Below are 25,557 nucleotides of genomic sequence, written 5' to 3'. Positions count from 1 at the left end.
GTCGAAAAAGGTAGGGCGCGTTGTCCCCAACGCGCCACTTGATGAGAGTCGTAGTACCAATCGCTCCTTGCTTTTGGACTTCTGGATCGATCGTGGCTACGAGCGCCAGCGGGTGGTCGTTCTGCCACTCGCTGGCGCTCGTAGCCACGGCCAAAGTCCAAAGGCAAAGGGCAATTGGTATAACGCTGAACCCGGAGGCTTGCGGGCAAGCCGCCTTACCGTCGTCTGACATCATTGACGCACCCGAAATGCAGGCGGGACGCCTGCGCTCCCGGGGCGGACGGGAGACGACGTCGGTGTCCGCTTACCGCCCGAGCACACCGCCGAGCGCGGCCTCACCGAGGATTTTCCAGAGCGAGGAGTTGTCCGGCTTCGAGGGTGTGCCGCCGACACTGAACGTGCGCGACATGAGCGTGTAGCCTTTCTCGTCCTGTTTCTGGCCGAGGAGGTTGGAGCGCTGGAGCAGGTAGCCGAGCTCGTTCTTGGCGCCGAGCTGGAGCAGGATGTTCATCGGGGCTTTGTCGATCGTCGTGTCCTTGCTCTCGACCGTGCCCGAACCGGTGAGTCGCAGAATCGGCGACAGCACTTCCATCGACGTGAGTTTGAAATTCAGATCGGCACCACGCTCGACCTGCAGTTTGATCGAATCGAACGGCACTTCCTTCAACAGCCGCGTGATCTCGGCGAGCGAGCTGGTGGTGGCGGAGTTTTTCTGCGCGCCAAAAATCGCGAGCCCGGTCGCGAGCAGATCCACCGCGGCGCCGGCCTGGCCTTTGCGGGCGAGGACGCGCATCGTTCCCTGAGTGCCGGTGAGTTCGAATTTGCCGAAGGCATTTTTTCCGAGTTCGGCCACCGTGCCGCCGGTGCCGTTCAACTTCGCGCTGAGCGTCGCGCGGGTCTCGAGCGCAGGCTGTTCGTCGGGGCTGGACGCCTTCAGGAACGCGCCGACATCGAATTTCTCCACGTCCGCCGACCCCGTCATGGTATAGGGCTTCGGCTGGTTCGCGGCGAAGTTCACTCCGGCCATGACCTTGAACGGGTTCTCCTTGAACTTACCTTCGAGGCCGTCGAGCGAGAGCTTGCTGTCGGTGATCACGGCCGTGCCGCGCACACCGCTGATCACGTAGTCCTTGCCGTAAACGATGCGCTTGAGATCGACCTCGACCTTGCCGTTGACGCCGTTCCAGAACGGCACCGTGTCGCGGGTCGGCGCTGACGGCGCGGGTGTCCGCGGCGCGGGGGTCGCCGGCTTCGGGGCTTCGGAAGCCGGCGCCAGACCGGCGAGCGGTTGAAAGTCATCCACGAGCAGTTGATTGCTCACGATCTTTCCGGTGAAGAGAAACGTCGTCTTGTTCGCCGCCTTGCCGAAGGCGCCGTCGATCGAGAGGTCGGACTTGCGGTCGCCGTTGGCGAGCGTGAGCGGCAGGGTGAGCGTGCCGCTGCCGTCCGGCTTGACGTTGGCGACGAGCTTCACGTCGAGATCGCCGAGCGGACGGTTGTCGACCTTGGCGACGAGATTGCGGCCGGTGATGACGGCGTTGGCCTGAATCGCATCGGCCATGGTGGCGTCGAAGGCGGCCGTGATGCGGCCGCGGGCGAGCGTGGCGTTGGCCGCGAGCGCCGGCTGCTTCATCAACGCGGCGACATCGGCATCGAGATTGCCTTTCGCGGCCACGGTCAGCTTGGCCCCGAGTTTCGCCTGGCCGGAAACCGCCAGCGACATGAGCGGCAGGTCGCCCTGCTTCAGCTCAAGTTTGCGGACCTCGTAGCCGACCGTCTCGCCCTTCTTCGAAGCGGAAAAATCGGTGGTGAGGTTCAGGCCCTGGACCATCGCCTTGCCGTCCATCGTCGCGGCCACGCCTTGGAAGGCGAGCGGCGCCGTGGTGCTGACGTTGAGATCGTCGACCGAGCGCATGGCCAGCTCCAGGGTCGCGCCCGAGAATGTGCCCGCGAATTTCGACTTGGCGACGAACCCCTCAGCCCAGGCCAGCGGAATCTCGCCGAGCTGCACGCGCGCGGCGGTGGCAGTCGGATTCGCGAACGCAAACGTCGACGTCTTCAGGTCCGCCTTCACGGCCTGCTGCAGTTCGATCGACGCCAGCAAGGTGCCGTTCTCGCGATTGACGATCGTTGTAGCCTTGGCGAGCTGCAGCGTTTGACCTTCATGCCGGCCCTCGATGGTCGTGGCAATTGAGAGCGGGCCGGTGTCGACCGGCAGGAACGGCTTCAACAGGCTCACGATCTTCGCTTGGATCTTCGCGGTGAACGCGGTCGCCGGCGACGTCGCGAGGTTGGTCACGTCAGCGGTGACATTTCCGGTGACGGAGTCGCCCGCGGGCATCGTCACAGTCAGTTCGGCGAGCTGCGCGATGACGCGCGTAGCCGAGTAATCGATGGTGGGACGCACGGTGAGCGTGAGGCGGTCGACGAGTTTCTTGTCGCCTTCGCGCACGGTGACGTTGCGGAGCGCGAGCGGTTCGGCGCTGCGGACGCGGATGCGGCTGCCGTCCGGCTCGGCCTCCACGGCGAGCACCATGGAGAGATCGCCGCTTTCGATCGCGCGCGGCTTGGCGAAGGACTGGGCCCAGGCGAGCGGAATGTCCTTGAGCGAAACGCGGGCGAGTTCCGCCTTCGGGTCGGCGAGGGTCACGCGCTTGTCGGCGAGCGCGAAGGTGATTTTCTGCAGGGCGCGGATCTCGGCGAACTTGCGGCCGTCGGCGGCGGCCACATCGAGCACGAGTTGATCGAGGCGCGCGACGTTGTCGGCCATCGCGCCGTCGAAGGATACCTTCAGCTCCACGCTGCCAATGGGCGCGAGGTCGGCGGAAATTTTCTGCAGCTGAGACGCGCGGGCGAGCAGGTTGCCGCTCGCAGCAGCGGCGCCGGTGTCGGGTTTCACGCTGAACTTACCCGTGCCGTTGGCGGCCACCTCGGGCAACCCGAAGCCGGAGAGCAGGGTGGCAAGCTGTTCGGAGCGAATCGCGAGCTCCCAGGTGCCGGCGATTTCGCGGCTAGCGGCGAGGAACTGTGAGGCGGTCTTGAGCAGCGGCTCAACGTTGCCGCCGCGCACGAGGCTGATCGTGGAGTTATAGGATTCGTTGCCGCCGGTGGCGGGGCGTTCGGCTTTGGCGGATACGCGCACCTGATCGTTGGGGATCTTCGGTCCCATCGCGGATGCGGTTGTCTCCAGTTCCACGAGATCGATGCGGCGGTCGGCGGCGATGCGCAGACCGAGTTTACCGATCGAGCGTGCCGCGCGGAGGTCCGCACCGGCTGTCGAGTCGGCGAAATCCACCGTCCACTCCAGCGTACCGCGCTGGCCGGTGTCGATGCCGCCGCCCTTGAGTTCGAAGGTGACGACCTGATTGTTTGGCAGGAGCGCGCGGCCCTTGACGGCCAGGGCGCCGAGGCGGACGTCGAAGGGCAACTGCGCTTCCTTGAGCAGGCCCTCGAACGGCGAGGCTTTTTCCGCGGCGGGCTTGGCCGGGGCGGCGGGTTTTTCGCCGGCCTTGGTCGCAGGGCCGGCCGGGGCGGCGGCGGGCGCGGGTTTCGCGTTGCGCAGATCGACGACGAGCTCGTCCACGGTGACGGAGTCGGCGTTGATGCGCTTGTGCTTGATGTAGTCGGAGGCCGAATACCGCGCGGAGACCGACTTCGCGGTCACGATCATGCCGTCCTTGGTGAACCGGAAATCGGAAATATCCGCGGCCGAGAGGCCAGCGGCCACGCGGGACACCTCGATGGTCATGCCCGGCTGGCCGGCGACGGCTTTGCGCACCGCCCAAGTCTGGACCGACGACGTAAACGCGAGCGCGACGACGATCGCGAGCAGCACGACCACACCGCCGACGACGATGGCAGAAATCTTGAGAGCTTTCATGTCTGGATAAAAGGAAGGTGCGACCACCGCCGCCCGTCGGACGACAGGCGACTCAATGGACGTTCAAGCCTTACCTTAGGCGTCAGGGACGCGAAGCGCCACTAAAAGTTCCGGCCGGTGCCGGGCGGCTTATACGCCGCACACACCTGGCTGATGGCGGTCGCAAGGGCGCACTCCAAGGCGGCGATTCGTTTGGGCAGAGGCAGCGACGAGGGCGTCTCGATCGTGTAGCTCAACCGGCTGTGGTGCGCCTGGAGATAAATCGACTCCGGCCAGGTCTCGCGCAGGAGCGGATCGGCGAGCGGCCGGACGATGCCGGGTTCCGCAATGTCGCGGCCGTCGATGACCGTGGCGGTCTCCATCGGACAAATACTCGAAACGGCTTCGATCAGCGGACGCGCCAGGCTGGGGGCGTCGGCGGCGTTAAGTTCGTAGACATAGAAGCCGCCGGCCTCCCAGTCCTCGTGCAGGCAGATCGTCAGGTCGAAGTTGGGCTGGTGTTGCAGCCAGCCCACGTGGGCGCGGATTTCTGCGGACCGCAGCGCCTTGTAATCGCGGTTCAGATCGAGGTCTTCGGCGTTTTCGCGCGTGCGGGCGAGGAAGCCGGCGGGGTTGAGCAGCGGGCAGAGAAACCAGGTCGCGCGATCGTCGAAGAGGCCGTGCTCGAGGGCTGATAGCAACGCGAGTGGTGGCGCCGGTTCGTCGCCGTGAATGCCGGCCGAGAAGTAGATCCGGGGCCGCACGCCGCGGGTGCGGCGGGTGAGGGCGAGTTGCGGTACGCCGGCGCTCTGCCCAAAACGTTCGACCCGAAACCCGCGCGCGGTGGCCGCGGACGCGATCCGATCGACGAAGGCCGCCGGGTCGATGACAGAGTCTTTGACAGGTGGGGCAGAATGCACGGAATGCTCCTTTTTCGCTCCCTGCCAGTCCCTGTCGAATCCATTCACCGTCGTCCATTGCCCATGTCCCAGGTCCGCGTTCGCTTTGCACCCAGTCCCACCGGTTTCTTCCACATCGGCAGCGCCCGCACGGCGTTGTTCAACTGGCTGTATGCGCGCCACACGGGCGGCACGTTCATCCTGCGCATCGAGGACACGGATCAGGAGCGCAACAGCGAGGCCTTCCTCAACCTGATTTACGACAGTCTTTCCTGGCTGGGGCTGAACTGGGACGAGGGTCCGAAGATCGGCGCGAACGGCGGCGGTAACTTCGGTCCGTATCGGCAGAGTGAACGCGGCGCGATCTACAAGGACCACGTGGCGCGCTTGATCGCGGCCGGGCGCGCTTACGAGAAGGACGGCGCGATTTGGTTCAAGCTGCTCGGCGAGCGGTACGAGGTGTTCGATGAGCACCGCAAGAAGACGGTCACGAAGGTGAAGCTGCCGCCGGTGGTGATCAACGACCAGATCCGCGGCCGCGTCGAGCGGTTGGAGGACGAGGATTTCGTGATTGTACGGTCCGACGGCAATCCGGTGTTTCACCTCGTCAATGTCGTCGACGACATCGCGATGCAGGTCACGCACATCATCCGCGGCGAGGATCACCTCTCGAACACCAGCAAGCACGTGCACCTGTACGAAGGCTTCGGCGTGACGCCCCCGGCCTTCGCGCACATCCCGCTCATCCTGAAACAGAACGGCCCGGGCAAGATGTCGAAACGTGATCAGGGCGCGCTGATCGAGGAGTATCAGAAACGTGGCTACCTGCCGGAGGCGCTGGTGAACTTCCTCTGCCTCCTCGGCTGGAATCCGGGCGACGATCGCGAGAAGATGCCGATTGCGGACATCATCCGGCTCTTCGATTTACCGGGGGTGAACCAGAGCAACGCGCGTTTCGACGACAAGAAACTCGCGCACATGAACATGGCCTACCTGCTCGAGCTGCCGGCGGAAACGTTCGCCGTGCGAGCTCGCGAGTTCCTGGCCCGGCAAACGGAGAGTCCCGTGGCCCAGGCCGCGCTTGCGGCACCCGATGCTTATTTTCGTGCGGTGCTGGCGCTCAGCCAGCCGAAGATCAAGGGCATCGAGGAACTGCCGGCCTACACGGGCTACTTCTTCACCGAGGAGTTTTCGGTCGACGCCAAAGTGCGCGAGAAGGTCATGGGCAAGGGCGATCCCAAGGCGCGATTGCGGGAGTTGATCGCGGCGTTGCCGGCGATGGATTTTTCCAGCGACACCGCGATCGAGGACGCGATCAAGGGGCTCGCAACGCAGCACGGTCTTGGTTTCGGCGACTATCAATCCGTGGCCCGGCTGGCCGTATCCGGCACAAATGTCGGCCCGAGCATCACCGGCATGTTCCGGGTGCTGGGCCGCGAACGGGTGGCGGCACGGCTGGCGCGATTGCACGAATCCGCCTAAGACAAAGCGGAAGGCAGTTGGACCGAGAAATTCAGAAGCCAGAAAGCCAGGAACTCCGGGCTGCTGGGTTGGATGCAGAAGCTGGAAAGCGATGAACTGACTTTTCCTGGTTTCCTGGCTTCCTGCTCAATCCTGTTCGGTCGGAAAAGGTGCGTCCTCAATACCCCTTTTCCTTGTCCACCACGTGTCGCAACGGTTCGCCTTTGGCGAAACGGATCAGGTTGTCCTTGTAGAGCTCGAAGTAACGCGCGCCCTCGCCGTCAGAACGTCCCGCGATGTGCGGCGTGATGATGACGCGGCCCGTTTTCCAGAGCGGGTGGCCCTTCGGCAGCGGTTCGGTGGCGGTGACGTCCAGCCCGGCACCGGCAACTTTGCCCGACTTGAGCGCCTCCACCAGCGCGTCGTTGTCGTAGATCCGGCCGCGCGAGACGGCGATGAAGAGCACGCCCGCCTTCATCTTCGCGAACTGCGCGGCCTTGATCAGATTGTCCGTTTGCGGCGTGTGCGGCGCCGAGATGAACACGACGTCCGCCTCAGGGAGGACCGCATCGAGACGATCCGGCCAGACAGTGCGGTCGAGAAACGGCGTGTACGGCAGGTCCTTCGGATCGACGCCGATGACCGTCATGCCAAATGCCTTCGCGCGGATGGCAATCTGGGTGCCGATGCCACCAACGCCGACCACGACGGCGGTTTTCCCGTGGAGCTCCAGCGGCGGACCGTATTGCTGCAGGCTGCGCCACGTTTCGGACTCACGATCCTTGACCGCAATGTCGATCCGCCGGGTGAGGCCGAGCAGCAGGGCGAACGCGTGATCCGCGATTTCGATGCCCTGGACGATCTTCATGTTCGTGACCGTGACGGGGCTCTGCACGATCTCGGGAATGCCCGTCAGGACGTTCTCCACGCCGGCAGAGGTGATTTGCATCCACCGTAGTTTCTTCGCGGCGAGAAACTGCTCGCGGGTGACGCTGCCGAACACCGCCTCCGCGTCCACCAGTTCCTGGCTGAGATTCTCGCGGGTGGGAAACACGAGATTCAGCGCCGGCGCCGCCTGACGCATCTCGCGGATGTCGCTTTCGCTGAGGCGCAGGTTGGAGGTGAAGACGACTTTGCGGGACGGCAGCGAGGCTTGGGCCCAGGCGAGGGCGGGCAGCAACGCGCAGGTGATCAGGGCGAAACGGAAACTGAGTTTCATGGGAAAGAAAGAGGATGATTGAGTGGGCGAAGGAGTGCCGGGCGTCGCAGCCAAATCAATACAGCGGGCGATTCTTCAGGTCGGGCGCGGTCTTGCCCGCCGCCTCGAGCAGCGGTTTGGCGCCGGCGCCGATGAGTCCGATTTCACTGGAGCCTTGGAAAAACTGAAAGCCCTCGGCCATGAAACCTTTGATGTCGGCTGCGCCCGCGGGACGACCGACAGGCAGACCGCGTTTCTTGGCGGCGGCGACAATGGTGGCGATGGCCGCTTTGACCTGAGGCGTTTGCCGGCCGCGGTCGCCGTACGAATAGGACAGGTCATTCACGCCAATGAACACGACGTCGATGCCCGGGGCGTCGAGGATGGCGTCGATGTTTTCGACCGCACGCTTCTCCTCGATGATGATGATGACGAGGGCATTTTGGTCGGCGAAGTCGGCGTAACCACCGGGCGCGGGCCAGCGCAGAGACGCGAGGCCCGGGCCCGCGCCGCGTCGACCAAGCGGCGGATACTTCGCCGCGGCGACCGCCTGGCGGGCGAGATCCGGCGTGCTGGTGAAGGGAAAGATCACGCCCATCGCGCCGCAATCGAGTGCGCGTTTGGCGGTCCAGAGTTCGTTCACGGGCACGCGAATCAACGGCATGATCGCGGTCCCTTGTGTCGCCAGAATCATGTTGCGCGCCGATTCGAGCGTGATCGGGCTGTGTTCCATCTCGATCCACACGAAATCGAAGCCGAGCCGCGCCGCCTGCAATACGACATCCGCGTTCGGGATTGTGACGGTCATGCCGATCACCGGCTTGCCTTCGCGTAATAGTTTCTTGAGCGGATTCTCCCACGTGGCCGCGGCCGGAGTGGAGGCGGGTGGGGTCGTCGGCTGGGCTGCGACGAGAGTGGACGACGCGAGCAGGACCAAGGCGGCTAGGCGACGCTTCATGGGGCAGTGGGGTGTCCGAGCGTGGCGCACGCGCCCAACTGCGGGCGAGCAGAAAGAAAGCCGGGAGCGCCGCCGTCGCGGCGGCCGGCTTGAACTACGAACTACGTTTGCGCCCCGCGCCTCCGGGGAGCGGCGCGGAACGTGCGCCGCGTTATAGCCGCGCCAGGATCAACCGCAGCAATTCGTCGTACTCGTTGACGGCGGGAAACTGCGGGAACTGGCGCACGACATTCTCCGGCGCATGAAACAGAAAGCCGTGATTCGCCTGCCCGAGCATCGAGGTGTCGTTGAACGAATCGCCGGCGGCGATCACGTTGTAGTTGAGTGACTGCAGGGCGGCGACCGAGTGACGCTTCTGGTCCGGCATGCGCAATTGATAGCCGGCGATGCGATCTTTTTCCACGACCAGCCGGTGGCAGAAGAGCGTCGGCCAGCCCATCTGGCGCATGAACGGTTCGGCGAATTGCTCGAAGGTGTCGGAGAGAATGATCACCTGCGTGCGCTTTCGCAGTTCGCTGAGAAAGTCCAGCGCGCCCGGCAGCAGCGGCAGGCCGGCGATCACGGCCTGGATCTGCGGCAGCGTGATGCCGTGCTGATCCATGATCCCGATGCGGTAGTGCATCAGCTTGTCGTAGTCCGGCTCGTCGCGCGTCGTTCGACGGAGTTCGGGGATCTGCGTGCGCTCGGCGACGGCGATCCAGACTTCCGGGGTGAGAACCCCTTCCATATCGAGGGTGACGATGCTTTGCTTCACAAGTGGCCCAGTGAACCAGAGGTTTTTGCGTCAATGCAAGCGTCGCGGTGAGCGGTGAGCGGCGGAGGGAGAGGTCGGCGACGGGGAGTTAGTTCAGAAGCAGTAAGCCAGGAGCCGAGCGACGAGCCTAGGTCCGGCGTGGGCCATATCGCACGAGGGGGCGGGCTGTGGCTACGAGCGCACGAGGCATGGGCTGTAGCTACGAGCGCCAGCGAGTGGCTCCGCGCAGCTTCGTCTACAGCCCATTCACTCGAGCGCGGAACGTCGAGTCGATGGCGGTAGCGCTCATCTCCTGGCTTCCTGGCTTTAGAATTAATGCGTCTCCCGCCCCGGCGCGCACCAGCTTTATTCAAACTGCCGGCGAAATTCCGCGAAGGTTTCCTTCAGCGTGGCGAGTTCCTGTTTCACGGCGGCAAGTTCGGCTTCGACGCGCGCGAGGCGCTCGTCGCTCGGTTTCGAGGCTGACGGCGTGAGCTCGGGTCGGGCGCTGGTGTCGGTCACCGCGATTGCAGGCGATTCGATTGGCCCGGACAGCAGCTGGGTATAGCGCGATTCCTTGGTGCCTGGCTGGCGCGGCAGGCGTGTCACGAGTGGCTGCGGCTGACGGCTGGCGAGAGCGTTCAACGCCTCCTCGAGTTCGGGCAGCGTATCGAACTTGAACAGGCGTTCGCAGCGCACGCGCAGTTCGCCCACGGTCTGCGGGCCGCGCAGCATGAGCACGCAGAGCAACGCGACTTCGGCGGGCGTGAGCAGCAGGGCGTCGGTCAACGTGTGCTTGTACTTGGCGACGCGGCTCTCGGCGCCGGAAAAGAGCGTGGCGAGGCGCTTTTCGCGCAAGCCATCGATTGCTCGGACGATCACGGTCTCATCGAAGGCGACCACGGGCTCGCGATTCGTGAGCTGGTTGCACGCGTTTGTCAGCGCGTTCAACGTGAGCGGATAGTAATCGGGCGTCGTGATCTGTTTCTCGATCAACGAGCCCAGCACGCGCACTTCGGCGGCCGTCAAGGGTGCGATCGGATCATCCATGGTGCAGACGCCGCGAGCGGCGGATCACTTTTTCACCCAGGTGTCTTTCAACGTAATCGTGCGATTAAAGACCGGCTTGCCAGGCGTGCTGTCCTTGGCGTCGGGTACGAAGTAGCCGACCCGTTCAAACTGGAAATACTGGCCAGGTGCGGCGGCGGCGAGCGACGCCTCGACCTTGGCGCGGACGACTTCGAGCGAGTGCGGGTTGACGTACTTCTTGAAGTCGTCGGTCGCGCCGGGCTCGGCCACGGTGAACAACCGGTCGTAGAGCCGGACCTCGACGTCCACGCACTGCGTGGCGCTGACCCAGTGGATCGTGCCCTTGACCTTGCGGTCGACGTTTGCGCCGCCGGAGCGCGTGGTGAGATCGGCGGTGCAGCGGAGTTCGGTGATCTGGCCCGCGGCGTCCTTCACGATCTCGTCGCACTTGATGATGCAGCCATATTTCAGCCGCACCTCACCGCCTGGTTTCAGGCGGAAATATTTCGGTGGCGGCACCTCGGCGAAGTCCTCGGCCTCGATGTAGACTTCGCGGGTCAGCGCGACCTTGCGCGTCGTGGGCGTTTCGTCCTGCGGATTATTCGTCGCGTCGCACTCGAGCATTTCGCCGGCGGCAATGTTGGTGAGCACGAGTTTGAGCGGCCGCAGCACGCCGAGGCGGCGGGCGGCGAGGCCGTTGAGTTCCTCGCGCACGGCGTGCTCGAAGACGGCGATGTCGGTCACGCTGTCGTATTTCGTGACGCCGACCATCGCAGCCAGACGGCGGATCGCGCTGGCGGGAATGCCACGACGACGGGCGCCGGAGAGCGTCGGCATCCGGGGATCCTCCCAGCCATTGACGAAGCCTTCCTCGACGAGCTGCAGCAGGCGCCGCTTGCTGAACACCATGAAGCTCACGTTGAGCTTCGCGAACTCGTACTGGTGCGGGAGCGCGCGCGGCAGTTCGAGGCTCTGCAAAATCCAGTCGTAGAGCGGACGATGCACCTCGAACTCGAGCGTGCACACGCTGTGCGTGATGCCCTCGAGGTAGTCGCTCAGGCAGTGGGCAAAATCGTAGAGCGGGTAGATGCACCACTTGTCGCCCGCGTGGTGATGACCGACGTGGCGGATGCGGTAGAGCAGGGGGTCGCGCAGCCAGATGTTGGGCGACGCCATGTCGATCTTCGCGCGCAGACTGCGCGCGCCGTTGGGGAACTCGCCGGCGCGCATCCGGGCGAAGAGATCCAAGTTCTCAGCGATGCTGCGGGTGCGGTGCGGACTGTCGCGTCCCGGCTTGTCCGGCGAACCGCGATACGCGTCCGTTTCCTCGGGGGTCAGGTCATCGACGTAGGCCTTGCCCCGGCGAATCAGCTCCACCGCGTAGGTGTAGATCTGTTCAAAGTAGTCGCTCGCGAAAAACGCCTCCGTCTCGATTGCAAATGGCGGATTGCCGATTGCGGAATGGGACGGATTTGCCGCGGCGAGGTAGTAATCGTCGCGACCGTTGACGGACTGCAGCGCGGGCGTCGCTCCCTTGGCTTTCAGGCCCAGACAGTGATCGGCCCAGCCGGCGATCAGCCAGTTGACGTCGGCGGTGATGGAGTCGACGTACTCGACGTCTTCCTTGACGGGATTGGTGTCGTCGAAGCGCAGGTTGCACTGACCGTTGTTTTCCCGGGCGATGCCGAAATTCAGGCAGATCGACTTGGCGTGGCCGATGTGCAGGTAGCCGTTCGGCTCGGGTGGGAAGCGTGTGACAATTTTCGAGTAGCGCTGCTCGGAGAGATCCTTCGCAACAATATCGCGAATGAAATCGCTCGGGGCTGGTGCCGCGGGCGCGGCGCTACTCTCGGTTTTGTCAGCGGACATAAGGCGCGACGATGCGAACCGCGCGACGGCGAGGCAACGCCGATTTGCGCGGCCGGGTGCTTCGACTTCCCAAGCGGTTGTCTTTCTGTACTCTGGCGTCCGGCGGCGAAAACCCACTGCGCAATCCAGGATGAATCCAATCAATCGTCGGGAGTTTCTTCAGACCGCGCTGGCCACCGGTGCCGTCGCGTCGTCCACGTCAGCCCTCAGTGCGGCAGTCGCGCGGGCGTCCACCCCGGCCGGGAGCCTCCGGGTGGCGACGTTTCGCTTTGAGGTGACACCGCCGAAAGGCCATTCGCTCTGCGGCGGCTGGATCAAACCGGCGAGCGAAGTCGATGATCCGCTTGAGGCGATCGGCTACATCCTGCTCGGCGCGGGCCGGCCCATCGTGTTTTGCGTGGTCGATTGGACGGGTATTCTGAACGAGGCGCACCGGCAGTGGCGCGTGGTGCTGGCTGAAGCCGCGGGTACGACGCCTGATCGCGTCTCAGTGCATTGCGTGCACCAGCACAACGCCCCGCTCGTGTGCTTCGAGGCGGGCCGGCTACTCGAAGGTCAGCCCGATCTGCCCCGCGTCTTCGAAATGGATTTCTTTCAACGCTGCCTGGATCGGGCGCGGGCCGCGGTCACGACCGCGATGGAGCGCTCGCGGCCCGTCACGCACGTGGGGCAGGGGGCGGCTCCGGTGGTGCAGGTGGCGGCGAACCGACGGATGGCGCGCGACGCTGGCGGCCGGGTCACGGCGATGCGCGGCAGCTCGTGCAAGGATCCCGCGCTGATCGCGATGCCCGAGGGTCCGATCGATCCGCTGCTGCGGACGATCGCGTTTTATGACGGCGACACGAAGATTCTGGCGTGTCATTATTACGCGACGCACCCGATGAGTTACTACGGTGACGGCCGGGTGAGTAGCGATTTCTGCGGACTCGCGCGGCGGCGGCGCGAGCGGGATGAGCCGGGATGCACGCACATCTATTTCACCGGTTGCGCGGGCAACATCGCCGCGGGCAAATATAACGACGGCACGCCGGCGTCCCGGGTGCGGCTGACAAACCGGATCTACGAGGGCATCGTGGCATCGGAGGCGGCTTTGCGCCGCGAGCCGGTCGGCACGGTGGAGTGGCGCACGCGGGACGTGTTGCCTGCAATCAATCCCGCGATCGCCGTCGATGCGCTCCAGGAACTCATCACCAAGCAGAAGGACTCCGTCGTGTTTCGCATGCGGCCCGCCTTCAAGCTCTCCTACCTCCGGCGTTGCGCGCGGAAGGAGCCGCTCGTCTTGGGCGCCCTGCATCTCAATGACGTCGCCTCCCTCTACCTGCCTTCGGAGCCGTTCATCGAGTATCAATTGCGGGCGCAGACGATGGGCAAGCGATCCGTCGCGGTGGCCGGCTACGGCGACAACGGTCCGTGGTACATTCCCACGAAGGGCGAATATCCGTTCGGTGGTTACGAGGTGGACTATGCGTTCAGCAGCGCGGAAATCGACGACGCGTTCGTCAGCGCGATGCGCGAATTGCTGGGGTGAGGAGCGAGATGGCGGGGCCCCTCGATCGCGACTACCGTCCGTAAGGGTCAGCAACGGTCTTTCAGGCGAGGTTAAATTGAGGATTTTTAATGAGGTGGTTGAGAAGGACGACGAGCTTCCGCATGACGGCGGTGATGGCTACTTTCTTAGGCTTACCTGCGGCGACGAGTCGTTGATAGAATGATTTCAGAACGGGGTTGAATCGGGTGGCGACGAGGGCCGCCATGTAGAGGACGCGGCGGACTTTTACTCGACCGCCGCGGATAGTTCGTCGACCGCGGAGGGTGCCACTGTCGCGATTGTAGGGCGCGACACCCGCGAGTGCTCCGACTTGCTTGCGGCTGAGTTTCCCCAGTTCGGGGAGCTCGGCCAAGATGGTGGAGGCGGTTACTTTCCCGATGCCTTTGACCTGTTGCAGCCGCGCGCTCTGCCCGCGCAACGTGTCATCGTCATCGATCTGTTGCTCAATCATCACCTCGATTTGCTGGACCTGTTTCTGCAGCTCCCCGATTAGACTTTGGATCAGCTTTTTGAGCACGACGTCGCGAGTCTGCATCAGTCGCTGTTCCTCCATTGTGAGCAGGTTCACCAGTTGCTCCCGGCGCTGGACCAGCGCGGCGAGTCTTTGGCGTGAGGGCGAAGGAGCTTCGAGGACCGGGGGCTGAAGGAGTTCACCAAACTCCCGTAGCACCGACGCATCAATCTCGTCGGTCTTCGCCAGCAGCCCTTGCGCCCTGGCAAACGACCGCACGCGGGCAGCGTTGACCAAGCTGACGGGAATGTTGGCGGCCCATAACGCCTCCAGTAGCTCGCGTTCGTAGCCGCCACTCGGTTCACAAATCACGTGCACCGGGCCCGCCATTTTGCCCAGCGATTCGATGAGGCCAGTGATTCCGGCGGCGGCGTTGTCGTAGCGCTCCGGACTGCGTCCAACGAGCGAGACCTCCAACGCTTCTTTGCAGATATCGACTCCGGCGTAGGTCGGAGCTGGTTCGGTCATTTTATTCATAGCGCTCTGTCTTGCGATTCGAGCTGCGCGGCCGTGAGGCCCCCGCGCTCTTCCAACGGTTCGAGTTTGCATGAAGAATCCCGAGCCGACCGCGCTGACCCACGAGATCACCTGGCGTCTCAAGGCCATGTTATCGATCTGACTCGGAAAGGGAGTCGCCACCGGTCTGGTTGCGGCTTCCTCCGACGAGCTTGTCGCCCATTCTCGGAAGCCGCAACCAGACTTTCGCCGTTCAAGATACAAGGCTGTTGCACGTTGCAGCACCATTAACCGCCCACCTGCCGGAGCGTGGAACTCAGGCTGCAACGTGCAACAGCCTTCTCTGAGTGAAAGCAGTCAAGTGGGATTTTGAGAGGTATGGGAAAATTGGATGCTTAGCTTCCTGGGCTTTGGTGCCCCTAGCCGGGGTGAGGGGCGGCAATGAGCGCCCCGCGGGAAGATCCCGTGGGTGAAGACCGGCTTTGCGGGTGAAGGAAGAGGAGATTCCGCGATCACACTTCTCTCAGCGGCAGGCACGAGGCCTCCGGCAGGGTAATGAATCAGATTCCCGGCCCTCTATCCTGACCCAAGACGCGCATCACTGAGGATGCCGTCAGTCCGTTATGAGAGCGGCCGGGGAAGTTGGTTTGGCGACGGGGGCGTGCGGGGAGTAGTCTCGTTCCTCGGTGAGCATTTTCCAGGCGATTTTAGCCATGCGGCGGGCGACGATGGTGATGGCGTCGTTGGCGCCTTTGCCACGCAGCCGCTGCTTGCGATAGAAAGAGCCAAAGTAATCGGAGCAGCCCACGGCCACCCAGGCCGCCTCGATGAAGGCCCACTTCAGCCAGCGGTTGCAGAAGGGTAGCATGCGGCCGTGTGCGATCTTGCCGCCGGAGGCGTGGGTAGTCGGGACCAGGCCGGCGTAGGCGCAGAGTTTGTCGGCGGTCTTGAAGCGCTTGACCTGGTCAATCTCCAACGCCACGACCGGAGCCAGGATCTTGCCCACCCCCGGCAGGGTTTGAAGCCGCACCGCCAGCCGATTCGCGGCGTTGTCGGCGACGATCGTCTTCTCCAGCGCGTCGATTTGAGTTTGCAGCAGCGCGTGCAACGCGAGGTCGTCGTCCAGCAACGTGCGATCGGCGGTGGGGAGCGGGGCGCGCTTCATCCACGCTTTGCCCTGGTTGCTGAAGATGTCCTTCACCGCGGGCCGCTCCAATTGCGGGTGCCGGTCGATCACGCAGTGGATGCGATTGCGAATCATCGTGCGCAACCGGGCCAGCCAGAGGCGCTGCCGTACGTCGCGGGACGGCACGTGCACTTTCGCGACGAAGTCGCCCCGCAAGAGCGTGGCGAGCGCCTTGGCGTCGATGCGGTCGTTCTTGATCTGCGCGTCCGCGATGATGCGATTCTTCGCCGGATGCGAGAGCACGACCTTCGCCACGCCCGCCGTGTCTTCGAGCAAATCGTAAAGCACACCCCAATTCCAGCAGGCCTCGATCACCACCTCGCTGGGCGTGCCGAGTTTCTTGAAGTAGGCGGCAAAAGCCGTGGACGCGTTGCCGTCGATCCGCGCTTCGTGGAGCTTCTGGCCTTGGGCGTCCAGCGTGCAAGCCACCGAGTAACGTTTGTGATAGTCGATTCCAGTATAGATCATGGCACTTGTCATTGTAGCACCACGCACCTCGCGTCGCGCTATCCCGACTTGCCGCTCATGTTACCTGACCCCTTACGGATCGCGGATTGATCTGCGATTCGGCGGCGTTTCCTCCAGGCACAAAAAAGCCCGCAAATGCGGGCTGAAATTTCGACCTGACCTCAATCTGGATTGTTACGTCTTCATCCAGCTGGCCTGCCAGCCGAAGCCTTGGCGAAGGCTGGTGCGAGCGCCGGGAGTCGAACCCGGATCAATGGCTTCGGAGGCCACTACACTATCCATTGTGCTACGCTCGCGAACAACAGTGGGATCAGTGAAGCCTTCCGGCGGCGTCACCGTCAAGCTTGCGTGCGATTGGCGCGCGATTCCTTCCACGCGCGCCAGCCTTCGAACACCATCGGTACGACCGACAGGATGATGATGGCGAGGATGACCAGCTTGAAATTCTTCTGCACGAACGGCTGGTTCCCGAAGATGAAACCGGCGTAGATGAAGAAACCGATCCAGATGAAACCGCCGACGACGTTATAGACGATGAAACGCGAATAGGTCATCTGGCCGACACCGGCGACGAACGGCACAAAGGTCCGGACGATCGGCACGAAGCGCGCGAGGATGATGGCCCGGCCGCCGTATTTCTCGAAGAACGCGTGCGCCCGCTCGAGATGCTTTTTGCGGAGGAACATCGAGTCATCGCGCTTGAAGACGGCTGGACCGAGCTTCGCGCCGATCCAGTAGTTGAGGGTGTCTCCCAGGACCGCCGCGATGAAAAGCAGGCCTGCCATCAGGTGCACGTTCAACCCGGTTTCAGGTTTGGCACAGAAGGCGCCGGCGGCGAAGAGCAGCGAGTCGCCCGGCAGGAAGGGCGTCACGACCAGGCCGGTTTCAGCGAAAATGATCAGGAAGAGAACCGCGTAGGTCCACGTACCATAGTCGCGGATGATTTCCGCGAGGTGGGCGTCGATGTGGAGGACGAAATCAACCAGCTTTTTGATCAGATCGAACATGATGCAGGCGGAAGGGTGGGTGGAGGGGACCGGGCAAAAAAAAGGCAGGCAGCGAAAACTGCCTGCCAAGAGAGGGCGAAAATGAGATCAAACGTCGGGCTTCGTCTTGCGGAGACCCTGGACGCGGTCACCCGGCTTCCACTGGTTGCGCTTTCTGAGCAATTCGACGCGCTCGAAGCGCTTCAGGACGTTGCGTTTAACGACGAGGCCGGAGGCGCCTTGGAGACTTTTGTGCTGTGACATGGCTTTAAAAGAGTGGGTTGCGACTTGTTAAAGGGGCGGAGTGCTAGAGTTCGCCGCCGCCCATGACAAGTATTTTTCTCCCACGGATTCAGCGCGAACCGCCAGCCACTCCGGAATTTCGTAGGGATGGTGTTTCACGACGTGGTCTTCGAGGGCGCGCAGGCTCGCCGGCCGACACTTGAAGGTCAGGCGAAATTCCTCGGCGCGCTCCGTGCGCCCCTCCCAGCGGTAGTGGGAAACGATCGGGCCGTCCACCTGCACGCAGACGGCGAGGCCCCGCTCCACGACCCCGGTGGCGAGGCGGTCGGCGTCGGGCCGCGTGGCGACCGTGGTCCAGGCGATAAACATGGGCAACGGTCCGGCCGGCCAGCTCGTTCCGCAAGCTGGAATTCGCTATTGACGGCCCATGGGGCGGCGGTTGCTGTTGCCGGTTTTCACTCAGCCGATCCCGTCACCATGAGAGACGATTACATCAAAGACGCCCTGAAAGCGGTCAACGATCCGAACATCCTGATTAACGTGGTTTCCCGCCGCGTGAAACAGCTGAAGCGGGGCAACCGCCCGCTCGTCGAGTCGCTGGAGAAGCTGTCGCCCGAGGACACCGCGCTCCGCGAGATCATCGAAGGCAAGATCAGCCACGAGTTGGCGAACTGAGCATCCAAACGCCCGATACTTTAGGCGGCACCGCGATTGCGGGCGCCGCCTTTTTCGTTTACGGATAGTCTCATCGATCGATTTCGATCCCTTTCATGGCCGCGAAAAAAAAAGACTCCGAGCGTTTCACCGAGATTCGAAACTCGAAGGCGCTGCGTGACTATTCGGTCGACGAGCGGTTCGAGGCGGGGATTCAGCTGCGCGGCACCGAGGTGAAGTCCATTCGGGCGGGCAAGGCGCAGATTAACGACGCGTTTGCGCGGGTCGAGAAGGGCGAGATCTGGCTGCACAACGCACACATCGAGCAATACGCGTTCGGCAACATCAACAATCACGACGCGAAGCGGATTCGGAAGCTCCTGCTCCATCGCCGCCACATCGACAAGATCCAGGTTGCGCTCAGCACCGGCGGCCGCGCCCTCGTGCCGTTGCGGATGTATTTCAGGGACGCCTTGGTGAAGGTCGAAGTGGCGCTGGCCACGGGCAAGAAGCTCTATGATCGCCGCGACGACTTGAAAAAACGGGTCGTGCTGCGCGAAGTTGATCAGGCGATGAAACAGCACCGGCGCTGAGCCCGCGGCTCCTGCGCTGCGTCAAGCTTTACGACTTCCCGTTCGGGCTGAGGCCTCCGGTCGGACTGGGGCGCACACACGTGGCCGGCCAGACGCGGAGGATTTCATCGGCGAGCGTGCGCCAGCCAAATGGCTTCGGCAAAAACCCCTTCAAGGCCGGGAGGCGATCCATCGCTTCCTGCTCGGCCGAGAGATTGTTTCCGGAAATGAGCACGAATGCAGTCGCCGGCACGAGCGGCGTGGCCCGCCGGATCAGCTCAAGCCCGTTGAGGTCCGGCATGAAGTAGTCGGTTACGACGACCGCCGGGTTCAATGAGGGCAGTGCGGCCAGCGCCGTGGTGGGATCGAGAAACGCGTCCACAGGACAGTCGAAATGGTCTGTCAGCAACTGCCGCATCAGGGCGTTGTAGGGCTTTTCATCGTCGATGAAGACGACACGGCGTTGCGGTGCGGTGGGCACGAAGAAGGGGTGCGGAGCGTTCCGGTCGGAGTGACGATCCAAAAAGGCAAAAGTAACCCGTCATCCAGCACTTGATTTGCCCGGGGCGGAGCGGAGTATCCCGTCATGCTGCACGTCGTGCTCTTCCAGCCGGAAATCGCGCCCAACACGGGAAACATTGGCCGGATGTGCGCGCTGACCTGCACGCGGCTGCACCTGATTCATCCGCTCGGCTATGTGATCAATGACCGTAACCTGCGGCGCGCGGGCATGGACTACTGGAAATCGCTCGATGTGCACGAGCACGCGGATTGGACGGCGTTTCGCGCGAGTCCCCACGCGCCGCAACGGCTGTGGTTGTTCACCACGAAGACCGAGCGGACCTTTTGGGATGTGACGTACGCGGACGGAGACGGGCTCGTGTTTGGCAACGAGAGTTCCGGCGCACCCGAGTGGCTGCACCGGGAGCTGAGCGCGACGTCGCTTACGATCCCGCACGCGAATCCCACCCTGCGTTCACTCAATCTGAGCACTGCGGCGGGCGTCGCGTGCTACGAGGCGGTGCGTCAATTGACCCACGCCGGCGTCAAAGGCGCTTAGTCGTCGGGAGCACGCCCGTCGCGGGCGCGTCGACCGGCGATCGCAGCGTCGCATCGAAGCGAAGCTCATCCGCGCTGGGCGCGCGCAACGGCACGCGCGGCACTAAGGAGGCAGGCGCCTTGGCGGACGGTGCGCTGGAGAGCGAACGTTTCCCGAGCGGGACGAAGGTATAACCCTCGCGCGACGGCACGAAGCGAAACACGGCGGGTTCGCCGGCTTTCGACGCGGCGGGCGCGATCGAGAGCTGCGATTTGGACGCTGGTTTCCCGTGCGGCGGTGAAAGGAGATCGGGTCCCGTCAACAGCGTGAGGCGTTCGAGGCTGCGGTCGACGATTCCCGACTGACTAGCGAGGTTCTGCGCGATTGCGGCGAGCGGTGCGATCGCGGCGATGACAGCGGCGAGGCAGGCGACTTTTCCAACGATGGTTTTCATGGGGCGAGGCGTTGAGGTGTCCTGCGAAGCTGGCGTAACGAAGTATCGCCCTTACGAGCCGGGATCGCAATCCAATGTTCCGGTAAACCGAGAGCGCCAAAATGTGAGCGCAACTCTGCGGCCTGCCTGCGCCGAAGAGCAGGCGAGGCGCTTACTCTACCCGGGGCGAACTAGATCTCGCCGAGCCTGACGCACGCGACTTCGCGCGTTGGGTCGGCGCGGGTCAGCGGCGGTACCGCCGCTTTGCACTTGTCTAGGGCATGCGGGCAGCGCGGATGAAAGGCACAACCGGCGGGCGGGTTGATCGGCGAGGGCGGATCGCCGGCCAGCACGATGCGCTGGCGGGTGCGCTCGACGTCGGGGTTGGGCGTCGGAATCGCACTGACCAAGGCCCGCGTGTACGGATGCAACGGCCGCTCGATCACGTCGACTGCGGGCCCGAGCTCGACGATCTTGCCGAGGTACATCACGGCGACGCGGTGTGAGATGTGTTTCACGACCGACAGATCGTGCGCGATGAAGATGAGCGAGAGGTTCATCTTCTGGCTCAGCTGCCCGAGCAGATTGAGAATCTGCGCCTGGATTGAAACGTCGAGCGCCGAGACCGGTTCGTCGGCGATGATGACCCGCGGTTCGAGCGCGAGCGCGCGCGCAATCGCGATGCGTTGACGCTGGCCGCCCGAAAACTCATGCGGATATTTCTGCATGAAACGCGGTGCGAGGCCGACGAGTTTCATGAGCGACGCGACCCGGGCCGGGATGTCGGCCGCCGGGCAAACCCGATGCACCGCGAGCGGCTCCGCGAGCGTGTCGAATACGGTCATGCGCGGATTCAACGACGCATACGGATCCTGAAATACCATCTGTAGGTGACGCCGCGCGGTGAGAATCTCGGAGGTCGAACTGCTCGTTAGATTCCGACCTTCGAGCACCACGGTCCCCGCAGTCGTGGGCACGAGCTGCATGATCGTGCGGGCGAGCGTGGACTTGCCGCAGCCGGATTCACCGACGAGGCCGAGCACTTCACCGCGCTCGATCGACAACGTCACGCCATCGACAGCCTTCACCGTGCCGACCTGCCGCTTGAAAATGAAACCCTGGCTGAGCGGGAAGTGGGTCTTGACGTCGTTGAGCTGGAGAATCGGGTCGGACATTTTCAGGAGGGATCGCCCACGGAATACGCGGAATACACGGAAAATAAGTCCCGAATAGGCGAGGCTTAGATTTCTCCCTGCTGGGCCCGCAGGCAGGCGTGGGCGTGGCCGGGTTTGACCTCCAGCAGGCGGGCGGGAATGGAAACGCATTTATCGAGCGCGAACTCGCAGCGCGGCGCGAACGGACAGCCGGGCATCGGCTTCGAGAGGTCCGGCGGCATGCCGCGAATCGTGTAGAGTTCGCTGCCCTTGCCCTGGAGCGCGGGAATCGATCGCTGCAGCGCCCGCGTGTAAGGATGCAGCGGCGAGTAGAACAACGTGCGCGTGTCAGACGTCTCGACGATCCGGCCTGCGTACATCACCTGCACGCGATCGCACAATCCGGATACAACGCCGAGATCGTGGGTGATGAAGATCACCGCCATGCCGAGCTCGCGCTGCATCTTTTTGATCAGTTCCAGGATTTGCGCCTGCACGGTGACGTCGAGGGCGGTCGTCGGCTCGTCGGCGATCAGCAACTCCGGTTTCGTGATCAACGCCATCGCGATCATCACGCGCTGCCGCATGCCGCCCGAAAACTCGTGCGGATACAGATTCATGCGGCGCGCGGCGTCATTGATCCCGACGGCCTCGAGGACTTCGAGGCCGCGGCGCAGGGCGTCGGCCTTGGAAATCTTTTCGTGGATCAGCAGCGGCTCAATCAACTGCTCGGAAATCCGCAGGTACGGATTCAGCGACGTCATCGGATCCTGAAAGATCATCGCGACCCGCTTGCCGCGGATGGCTCGCGATTGCGCGGGCGAGCAGTGCAGCAGATCCACGCCGTCGAACATCGCCGTGCCGCTTTCGATGCGGCCGGGCGGCTGCGGGATCAGTCCCATGATCGAGTAACACGTCACCGACTTGCCCGAACCCGATTCGCCCACGATGCCGAGCGTCTCGCCGCGTTCGACGGCGAAGCTCACGCCATCGACTGCGCGGTAATCGCCATTACGAGTGTGAAACGTGGTGCGAAGATCGGTGACGGTGAGGAGGGGCACGGTGTGAGGCGAATTACGACACTGCGGCGGGCGCGAGGGCGCGCAAGGCTGAGACGACAGTTTCGGGCCGAAGGTCTTCGAGCGATCCGCCGCCCGTCGCGGGACAACCGGGCGGCTGCAGCAGCCGGACAGGCCCGGCGAAGACCGGTCCGGTGCGCACAGGATTGGTTGGCCCGAAGAGCCCGATAATCGGCACGCCCAGCGCATTTGCCAGGTGCATGCCGCCGGTGTCGTTGGTGACCACGGCGCGGCATTCACACAGCGTGCGCGCGAACGCGGGGAGGTTGGTTTTGCCCGCGAGATCACGCACGCGTTCTGGTGCAAATCCCGCCGCCACGGCCGAGGTGATCGCCGCGTCGGCGGCGGTGCCGAGCAACACAAAGGACGCATCGGGCAACGCGGCGATCAACGCGCGCCAGTGTCCGACCGGCCAGCGTTTGGCCGGAGTATTTTCGGAGCCGCAAATCAAGCCGATCGGCGCCGTGAGGGTGGATGCTTGTGGACCGGCAGGCGCGGCGAGCGGCGAACGATCGACGGGCGCGTTGAGGCCGAAATGGCGCAGGAAGTTTTCCCAGAGCTCGAGCTGGTGGTGCGTGCGCTCGTCGAAATCGGCCGGCACCCGAAAGGTGTGCGACAACAGCGGACGTGACCGGCCCGGACGCTGCAAACCGAAGCGTTGGCGGCAGCCGCTCAGCCAAGACTCCAGATCGCCGCGGAACGAATTCGTGAAGAGCAGCCAGACGTCGGGATACTCATGCCGCAGCGTGCGGAAGTGAGTGAAGTAGCCGAGCCCTCGTGGCGGCAGCGACTCAATGCGATCGGCGATGCCCCACGATTCGAGGAGCGGACGAAACTGGGCTTTGGCGACCACGGTGATCTCGGCGTCGGGACGTGAGACCCGCAGGGCCCGCAGGAGCGGCAGCGCCATGACGACGTCGCCCAGCCAGTTGGGCAGGCGAATCCACACGCGCGTGCGGCGCGGCGCGGCGGTCAGGCCGCGGGCGGCGAGGTCGGCGGCGAGCAGGTTGCGCTTCGCTTCGAGGCGAAACCGGCGCGCGGGCATGTCCTGGTTGCGCCAGCGATCGTGCGCCCAAAGCCAGGACGGGCAGAGCGTGTCGTCGCTGCGCAGCAGCGTCTCGAGCCAGCGGTTGAGCCCGAGAGTGACGGCGTCGCCCGAGCCGTCGTGGGCGATGGCCTGCGCGCCGATCTCCACCCGCCAGAAGCCGAGGCGGCGCGGGAAAATGCCATAGACGCGTGCTTGAAACTTCTCCGCCATCAACCCCGGCAACTCGGTTGTGGAGCAGACGCGGTCGAAGAGGGTGGTGAGCGCGCCTTGCAGGCCGGCGTTCTGATCGAAAAGTACGCCGACAAAGCCGCGGCGCCGCAGGATTTTCAGCGCCTCGGCAAAGCCTTCCTTGCGCGACAGCAGTTTCATGCCGAAGCGTTCGCGCGACGTTTTCACGAGCGTGTTGGCGGCGGCGTTGTCGAGCGGACGAAAGATGATGCCGAACTCGGGAAACGGCGCCGGCACGACGAGCGGCATGGCGGTCTGCGCTTCCCAGTAAGCGATGTGCGGCGAGCAAATCAGCGTGGCCGCAGGGTCGGTGCGGTGCAGCGTGTAGACGGCCTGCATGGCCGGTGAGAGCGACACGATCGCGCGAGTGCGCTTTTCATTGAGAAAGGGCGTCGCCAGCGAAAGCAGACCGGTTTCGATCAGCCGGCGGCAGCTCTCGCGGCCGATGGCGCGATGCCACGAGGCTGGTTTTTGGGGAAACGCGTGGTGCAGGTTGGACAGCACCAGGCGTCGGCGTCGCGGCAGGCAGAAGAAAATGAAGTCGCCCAGGCCCGCCGCCATGATCCGGAGCAGAAATTCCGGGCAATGCGCCGTAAGCCAGCCGAGAGTCTTGAGCGAGAAATACAACACGCGGGCCTTGTGATTGCGAGGTGCGGCGCGGCGAGGCAACCCATCTTCGGCGTTGGCCTCGACCGCAGCGGTGGCTGGCGCCGGGAGCGCAGGCGTCCCGCCTGCATCCGATCGAACGAGCAGGCGGGACGCCTGCTCTCCTGGGTTTCACGGCGAGCCGGTCTTGGTAACGCGAGCGTTAAACTGCGGGCTTCCCATCGATGCAGGGTGACGGCCTCACCGCGTAGGGGCGCCAGAGACCGCGGACACTTTGTCGCCTGCCTGCCGATTTGGAATTTGATTTCCTGCCCTCTTTTCCCTGAAACCTACCGCTCCCGCGGGACCTTCGGTGTGCCACCGATCCGTGGACGCATGACCGAACTCCTCATCATCAAACCTTCCTCGCTCGGCGACATCGTCCACGCCCTGCAGGTCGCGACGTCGCTCAAGGCGCAGGTCCCGCATCTGCGGATCTCGTGGGTGGTGCGCGAAATCTTCGCGCCGATCGTGCGGGCGTGCGAGGCGGTCGACCAGGTGTACGTGTTCGAACGGGCGGGCGGCGCCAAGGGCTTCATGCGGTTGATGAAGGAACTGCGGAAAACGAATTTCGACTACGTCTTCGACATGCAGGGGCTGCTTCGCACGGGGCTGATGACATCGCGCACCAACGCCACCAAGAAGGTCGGCCGCACCGATGCGCGCGAGTGGTCGGGGGTGTTCTACGATCAGAAGGTGCCGCTGCCGCCCGAGGGCAAGCGCAGCCACGCGCTCGATATCCTGTTGCAGTTCTGCACGGTGTTCGGCGCGAAGCCGGAGTTGCGCGGCTCGCTGAAGTTTCGCGAGGTCGACAGCCTTAATCTCAGCTTTGCTGATACGCGGGGCGGGGGAAAACCGATCGTGATGTTTCCCGACAGTCGCCGGGCGGAGAAATGCTGGGGCGGCTTCAAGCAACTCACCGAGCTGATCCTGCGGGAGGACAAGAACCGCAAGGTCGTGTGGGCCGGGAGCAATTACGTGCATGACCGCGGGGGGTATCCGCCGGCGCAGTTTTTCAATCTCACTAGCAACACCAGCCTCGTGTCGCTGCCCGCGCTCGTGAAGCGCGCGGACTGGGTGATCGCCAACGACAGCGGCCCGATGCACCTCGCGGCGGCGCTCGGCGTACGCGTGCTCGGCATCTTCGGCCCGACGGATCCGCAGCTCTTCGGCCCGTATCCGCTGAACGCCCCCAGCAACGTCGTGGTCCAGGCCCCCGTGGGCGATTTGAAGCTGCTTTCGGCCAAGGATGTTTATTCGCGGTTTCAGCGCGCGCGCGCCCGATTCAAGTAAGCTGACC

The 25,557-nt window shown here is 63.9% G+C and carries 23 protein-coding genes and 1 tRNA gene; 6 read left to right on the top strand and 18 right to left on the bottom strand.

The genetic code is table 11. The annotated features are described in order from the left end of the window. Positions 1-304: 304 nt before the first annotated feature. Both ACLJEU_RS16160 and ACLJEU_RS16155 read right to left on the bottom strand, forming a co-directional pair. The gene (locus ACLJEU_RS16160; protein ID WP_414660484.1) at positions 305-3,880 is read right to left on the bottom strand and encodes an AsmA family protein; all 3,576 of its coding nucleotides are present in this window, start codon (positions 3,878-3,880) and stop codon (positions 305-307) included. Between the two features lie 101 nt (positions 3,881-3,981). Further along, the gene (locus tag ACLJEU_RS16155; protein WP_414660485.1) at positions 3,982-4,779 is read right to left on the bottom strand and encodes a M14 family metallopeptidase; all 798 of its coding nucleotides are present in this window, start codon (positions 4,777-4,779) and stop codon (positions 3,982-3,984) included. A gap of 63 nt (positions 4,780-4,842) precedes the next feature. Between ACLJEU_RS16155 and ACLJEU_RS16150 the strand changes: the two genes are divergently transcribed. After that, a complete protein-coding gene (locus ACLJEU_RS16150) occupies positions 4,843-6,240 on the top strand; it encodes a glutamate--tRNA ligase (protein WP_414660486.1) in 1,398 nt (465 codons plus the stop codon). Positions 6,241-6,397: 157 nt separating this feature from the next. On the opposite strand, the gene ACLJEU_RS16145 is transcribed toward ACLJEU_RS16150, so the two are convergent. The 5 genes from ACLJEU_RS16145 to glnS form a co-directional block, all read right to left on the bottom strand. Beyond that, on the bottom strand, positions 6,398-7,438 hold the full coding sequence (locus ACLJEU_RS16145; protein ID WP_414660487.1) for a D-2-hydroxyacid dehydrogenase: 1,041 nt from the start codon (positions 7,436-7,438) through the stop codon (positions 6,398-6,400). A gap of 55 nt (positions 7,439-7,493) precedes the next feature. Continuing rightward, a complete protein-coding gene (locus ACLJEU_RS16140) occupies positions 7,494-8,375 on the bottom strand; it encodes an HpcH/HpaI aldolase family protein (protein ID WP_414660488.1) in 882 nt (293 codons plus the stop codon). Positions 8,376-8,526: 151 nt separating this feature from the next. Beyond that, complete coding sequence (gene thrH, locus ACLJEU_RS16135) at positions 8,527-9,129, bottom strand: bifunctional phosphoserine phosphatase/homoserine phosphotransferase ThrH (RefSeq protein WP_414660489.1); 603 nt, start codon at positions 9,127-9,129, stop codon at positions 8,527-8,529. Positions 9,130-9,474: 345 nt separating this feature from the next. Then, positions 9,475-10,158 carry a YceH family protein gene (locus tag ACLJEU_RS16130; protein WP_414660490.1) on the bottom strand — a complete coding sequence of 228 codons (684 nt, stop codon included), beginning with the start codon at positions 10,156-10,158 and terminating at the stop codon, positions 9,475-9,477. A gap of 24 nt (positions 10,159-10,182) precedes the next feature. Further along, a complete protein-coding gene (gene glnS, locus ACLJEU_RS16125; RefSeq protein ID WP_414660491.1) occupies positions 10,183-12,006 on the bottom strand; it encodes a glutamine--tRNA ligase in 1,824 nt (607 codons plus the stop codon). A gap of 130 nt (positions 12,007-12,136) precedes the next feature. Between glnS and ACLJEU_RS16120 the strand changes: the two genes are divergently transcribed. Further along, positions 12,137-13,534, top strand: a complete 1,398-nt coding sequence (locus ACLJEU_RS16120; protein WP_414660492.1) for a hypothetical protein — start codon at positions 12,137-12,139, stop codon at positions 13,532-13,534. A 61-nt stretch (positions 13,535-13,595) separates the two neighbouring features. On the opposite strand, the gene ACLJEU_RS16115 is transcribed toward ACLJEU_RS16120, so the two are convergent. The 6 genes from ACLJEU_RS16115 to cutA all read right to left on the bottom strand — a co-directional run bounded on the left by ACLJEU_RS16115 (position 13,596) and on the right by cutA (position 17,774). Continuing rightward, positions 13,596-14,534: an IS110 family RNA-guided transposase gene (locus tag ACLJEU_RS16115; RefSeq protein ID WP_457795393.1), complete on the bottom strand. Its 939-nt coding sequence runs from the start codon at positions 14,532-14,534 to the stop codon at positions 13,596-13,598. 601 nt (positions 14,535-15,135) lie between these two features. Continuing rightward, the gene (locus ACLJEU_RS16110; RefSeq protein WP_457795253.1) at positions 15,136-16,176 is read right to left on the bottom strand and encodes an IS110 family RNA-guided transposase; all 1,041 of its coding nucleotides are present in this window, start codon (positions 16,174-16,176) and stop codon (positions 15,136-15,138) included. 221 nt (positions 16,177-16,397) lie between these two features. Then, positions 16,398-16,472 (bottom strand) — tRNA-Arg (locus tag ACLJEU_RS16105). A 42-nt stretch (positions 16,473-16,514) separates the two neighbouring features. Continuing rightward, positions 16,515-17,183, bottom strand: a complete 669-nt coding sequence (locus ACLJEU_RS16100) for a DedA family protein (protein WP_414661418.1) — start codon at positions 17,181-17,183, stop codon at positions 16,515-16,517. A gap of 87 nt (positions 17,184-17,270) precedes the next feature. Next, positions 17,271-17,426, bottom strand: a complete 156-nt coding sequence (locus ACLJEU_RS16095) for a small basic protein (protein ID WP_414661419.1) — start codon at positions 17,424-17,426, stop codon at positions 17,271-17,273. A gap of 27 nt (positions 17,427-17,453) precedes the next feature. Next, on the bottom strand, positions 17,454-17,774 hold the full coding sequence (gene cutA, locus ACLJEU_RS16090) for a divalent-cation tolerance protein CutA (RefSeq protein ID WP_414661420.1): 321 nt from the start codon (positions 17,772-17,774) through the stop codon (positions 17,454-17,456). A 108-nt stretch (positions 17,775-17,882) separates the two neighbouring features. Between cutA and ACLJEU_RS16085 the strand changes: the two genes are divergently transcribed. Together ACLJEU_RS16085 and smpB are read left to right on the top strand one after the other, a co-directional pair. Further along, positions 17,883-18,080 (top strand): DNA-directed RNA polymerase subunit omega, encoded by a 198-nt coding sequence (locus ACLJEU_RS16085; protein WP_414661421.1) that lies wholly within the window; start codon positions 17,883-17,885, stop codon positions 18,078-18,080. Positions 18,081-18,175: 95 nt separating this feature from the next. Beyond that, on the top strand, positions 18,176-18,652 hold the full coding sequence (gene smpB / locus ACLJEU_RS16080) for an SsrA-binding protein SmpB (protein WP_414661422.1): 477 nt from the start codon (positions 18,176-18,178) through the stop codon (positions 18,650-18,652). Between the two features lie 28 nt (positions 18,653-18,680). Here smpB and ACLJEU_RS16075 read toward each other — a convergent pair whose 3' ends face one another. Next, on the bottom strand, positions 18,681-19,112 hold the full coding sequence (locus ACLJEU_RS16075; RefSeq protein WP_414661423.1) for a response regulator: 432 nt from the start codon (positions 19,110-19,112) through the stop codon (positions 18,681-18,683). A 105-nt stretch (positions 19,113-19,217) separates the two neighbouring features. Between ACLJEU_RS16075 and ACLJEU_RS16070 the strand changes: the two genes are divergently transcribed. Beyond that, complete coding sequence (locus ACLJEU_RS16070) at positions 19,218-19,691, top strand: tRNA (cytidine(34)-2'-O)-methyltransferase (protein ID WP_414661424.1); 474 nt, start codon at positions 19,218-19,220, stop codon at positions 19,689-19,691. On the opposite strand, the gene ACLJEU_RS16065 is transcribed toward ACLJEU_RS16070, so the two are convergent. The 4 genes from ACLJEU_RS16065 to ACLJEU_RS16050 all read right to left on the bottom strand — a co-directional run bounded on the left by ACLJEU_RS16065 (position 19,678) and on the right by ACLJEU_RS16050 (position 24,281). Further along, entirely contained in the window at positions 19,678-20,124 is a 447-nt protein-coding gene (locus tag ACLJEU_RS16065; protein WP_414661425.1) for a hypothetical protein, read from the bottom strand. The genes ACLJEU_RS16070 and ACLJEU_RS16065 overlap by 14 nt on opposite strands. A 170-nt stretch (positions 20,125-20,294) precedes the next feature. Further along, positions 20,295-21,278, bottom strand: coding sequence for an ABC transporter ATP-binding protein (locus ACLJEU_RS16060; RefSeq protein ID WP_414661426.1), 984 nt, complete (start codon positions 21,276-21,278; stop codon positions 20,295-20,297). 65 nt (positions 21,279-21,343) lie between these two features. Continuing rightward, positions 21,344-22,318 carry an ABC transporter ATP-binding protein gene (locus ACLJEU_RS16055; protein WP_414661427.1) on the bottom strand — a complete coding sequence of 325 codons (975 nt, stop codon included), beginning with the start codon at positions 22,316-22,318 and terminating at the stop codon, positions 21,344-21,346. Positions 22,319-22,331: 13 nt separating this feature from the next. Continuing rightward, a complete protein-coding gene (locus tag ACLJEU_RS16050) occupies positions 22,332-24,281 on the bottom strand; it encodes an LpxL/LpxP family acyltransferase (RefSeq protein ID WP_414661428.1) in 1,950 nt (649 codons plus the stop codon). A 312-nt stretch (positions 24,282-24,593) separates the two neighbouring features. Here ACLJEU_RS16050 and ACLJEU_RS16045 point away from each other — a divergent pair, with 312 nt between their 5' ends. Further along, the gene (locus tag ACLJEU_RS16045; protein ID WP_414661429.1) at positions 24,594-25,550 is read left to right on the top strand and encodes a glycosyltransferase family 9 protein; all 957 of its coding nucleotides are present in this window, start codon (positions 24,594-24,596) and stop codon (positions 25,548-25,550) included. Positions 25,551-25,557: the final 7 nt, after the last annotated feature.

The organism is Terrisphaera buseokensis, assembly GCF_047521145.2.
In the GTDB taxonomy this organism is placed as follows: domain Bacteria; phylum Verrucomicrobiota; class Verrucomicrobiia; order Opitutales; family Opitutaceae; genus ER46.
Note: the sequence above shows the minus strand (reverse complement) of the source record. Positions and strands in the feature narration are given on the sequence as shown.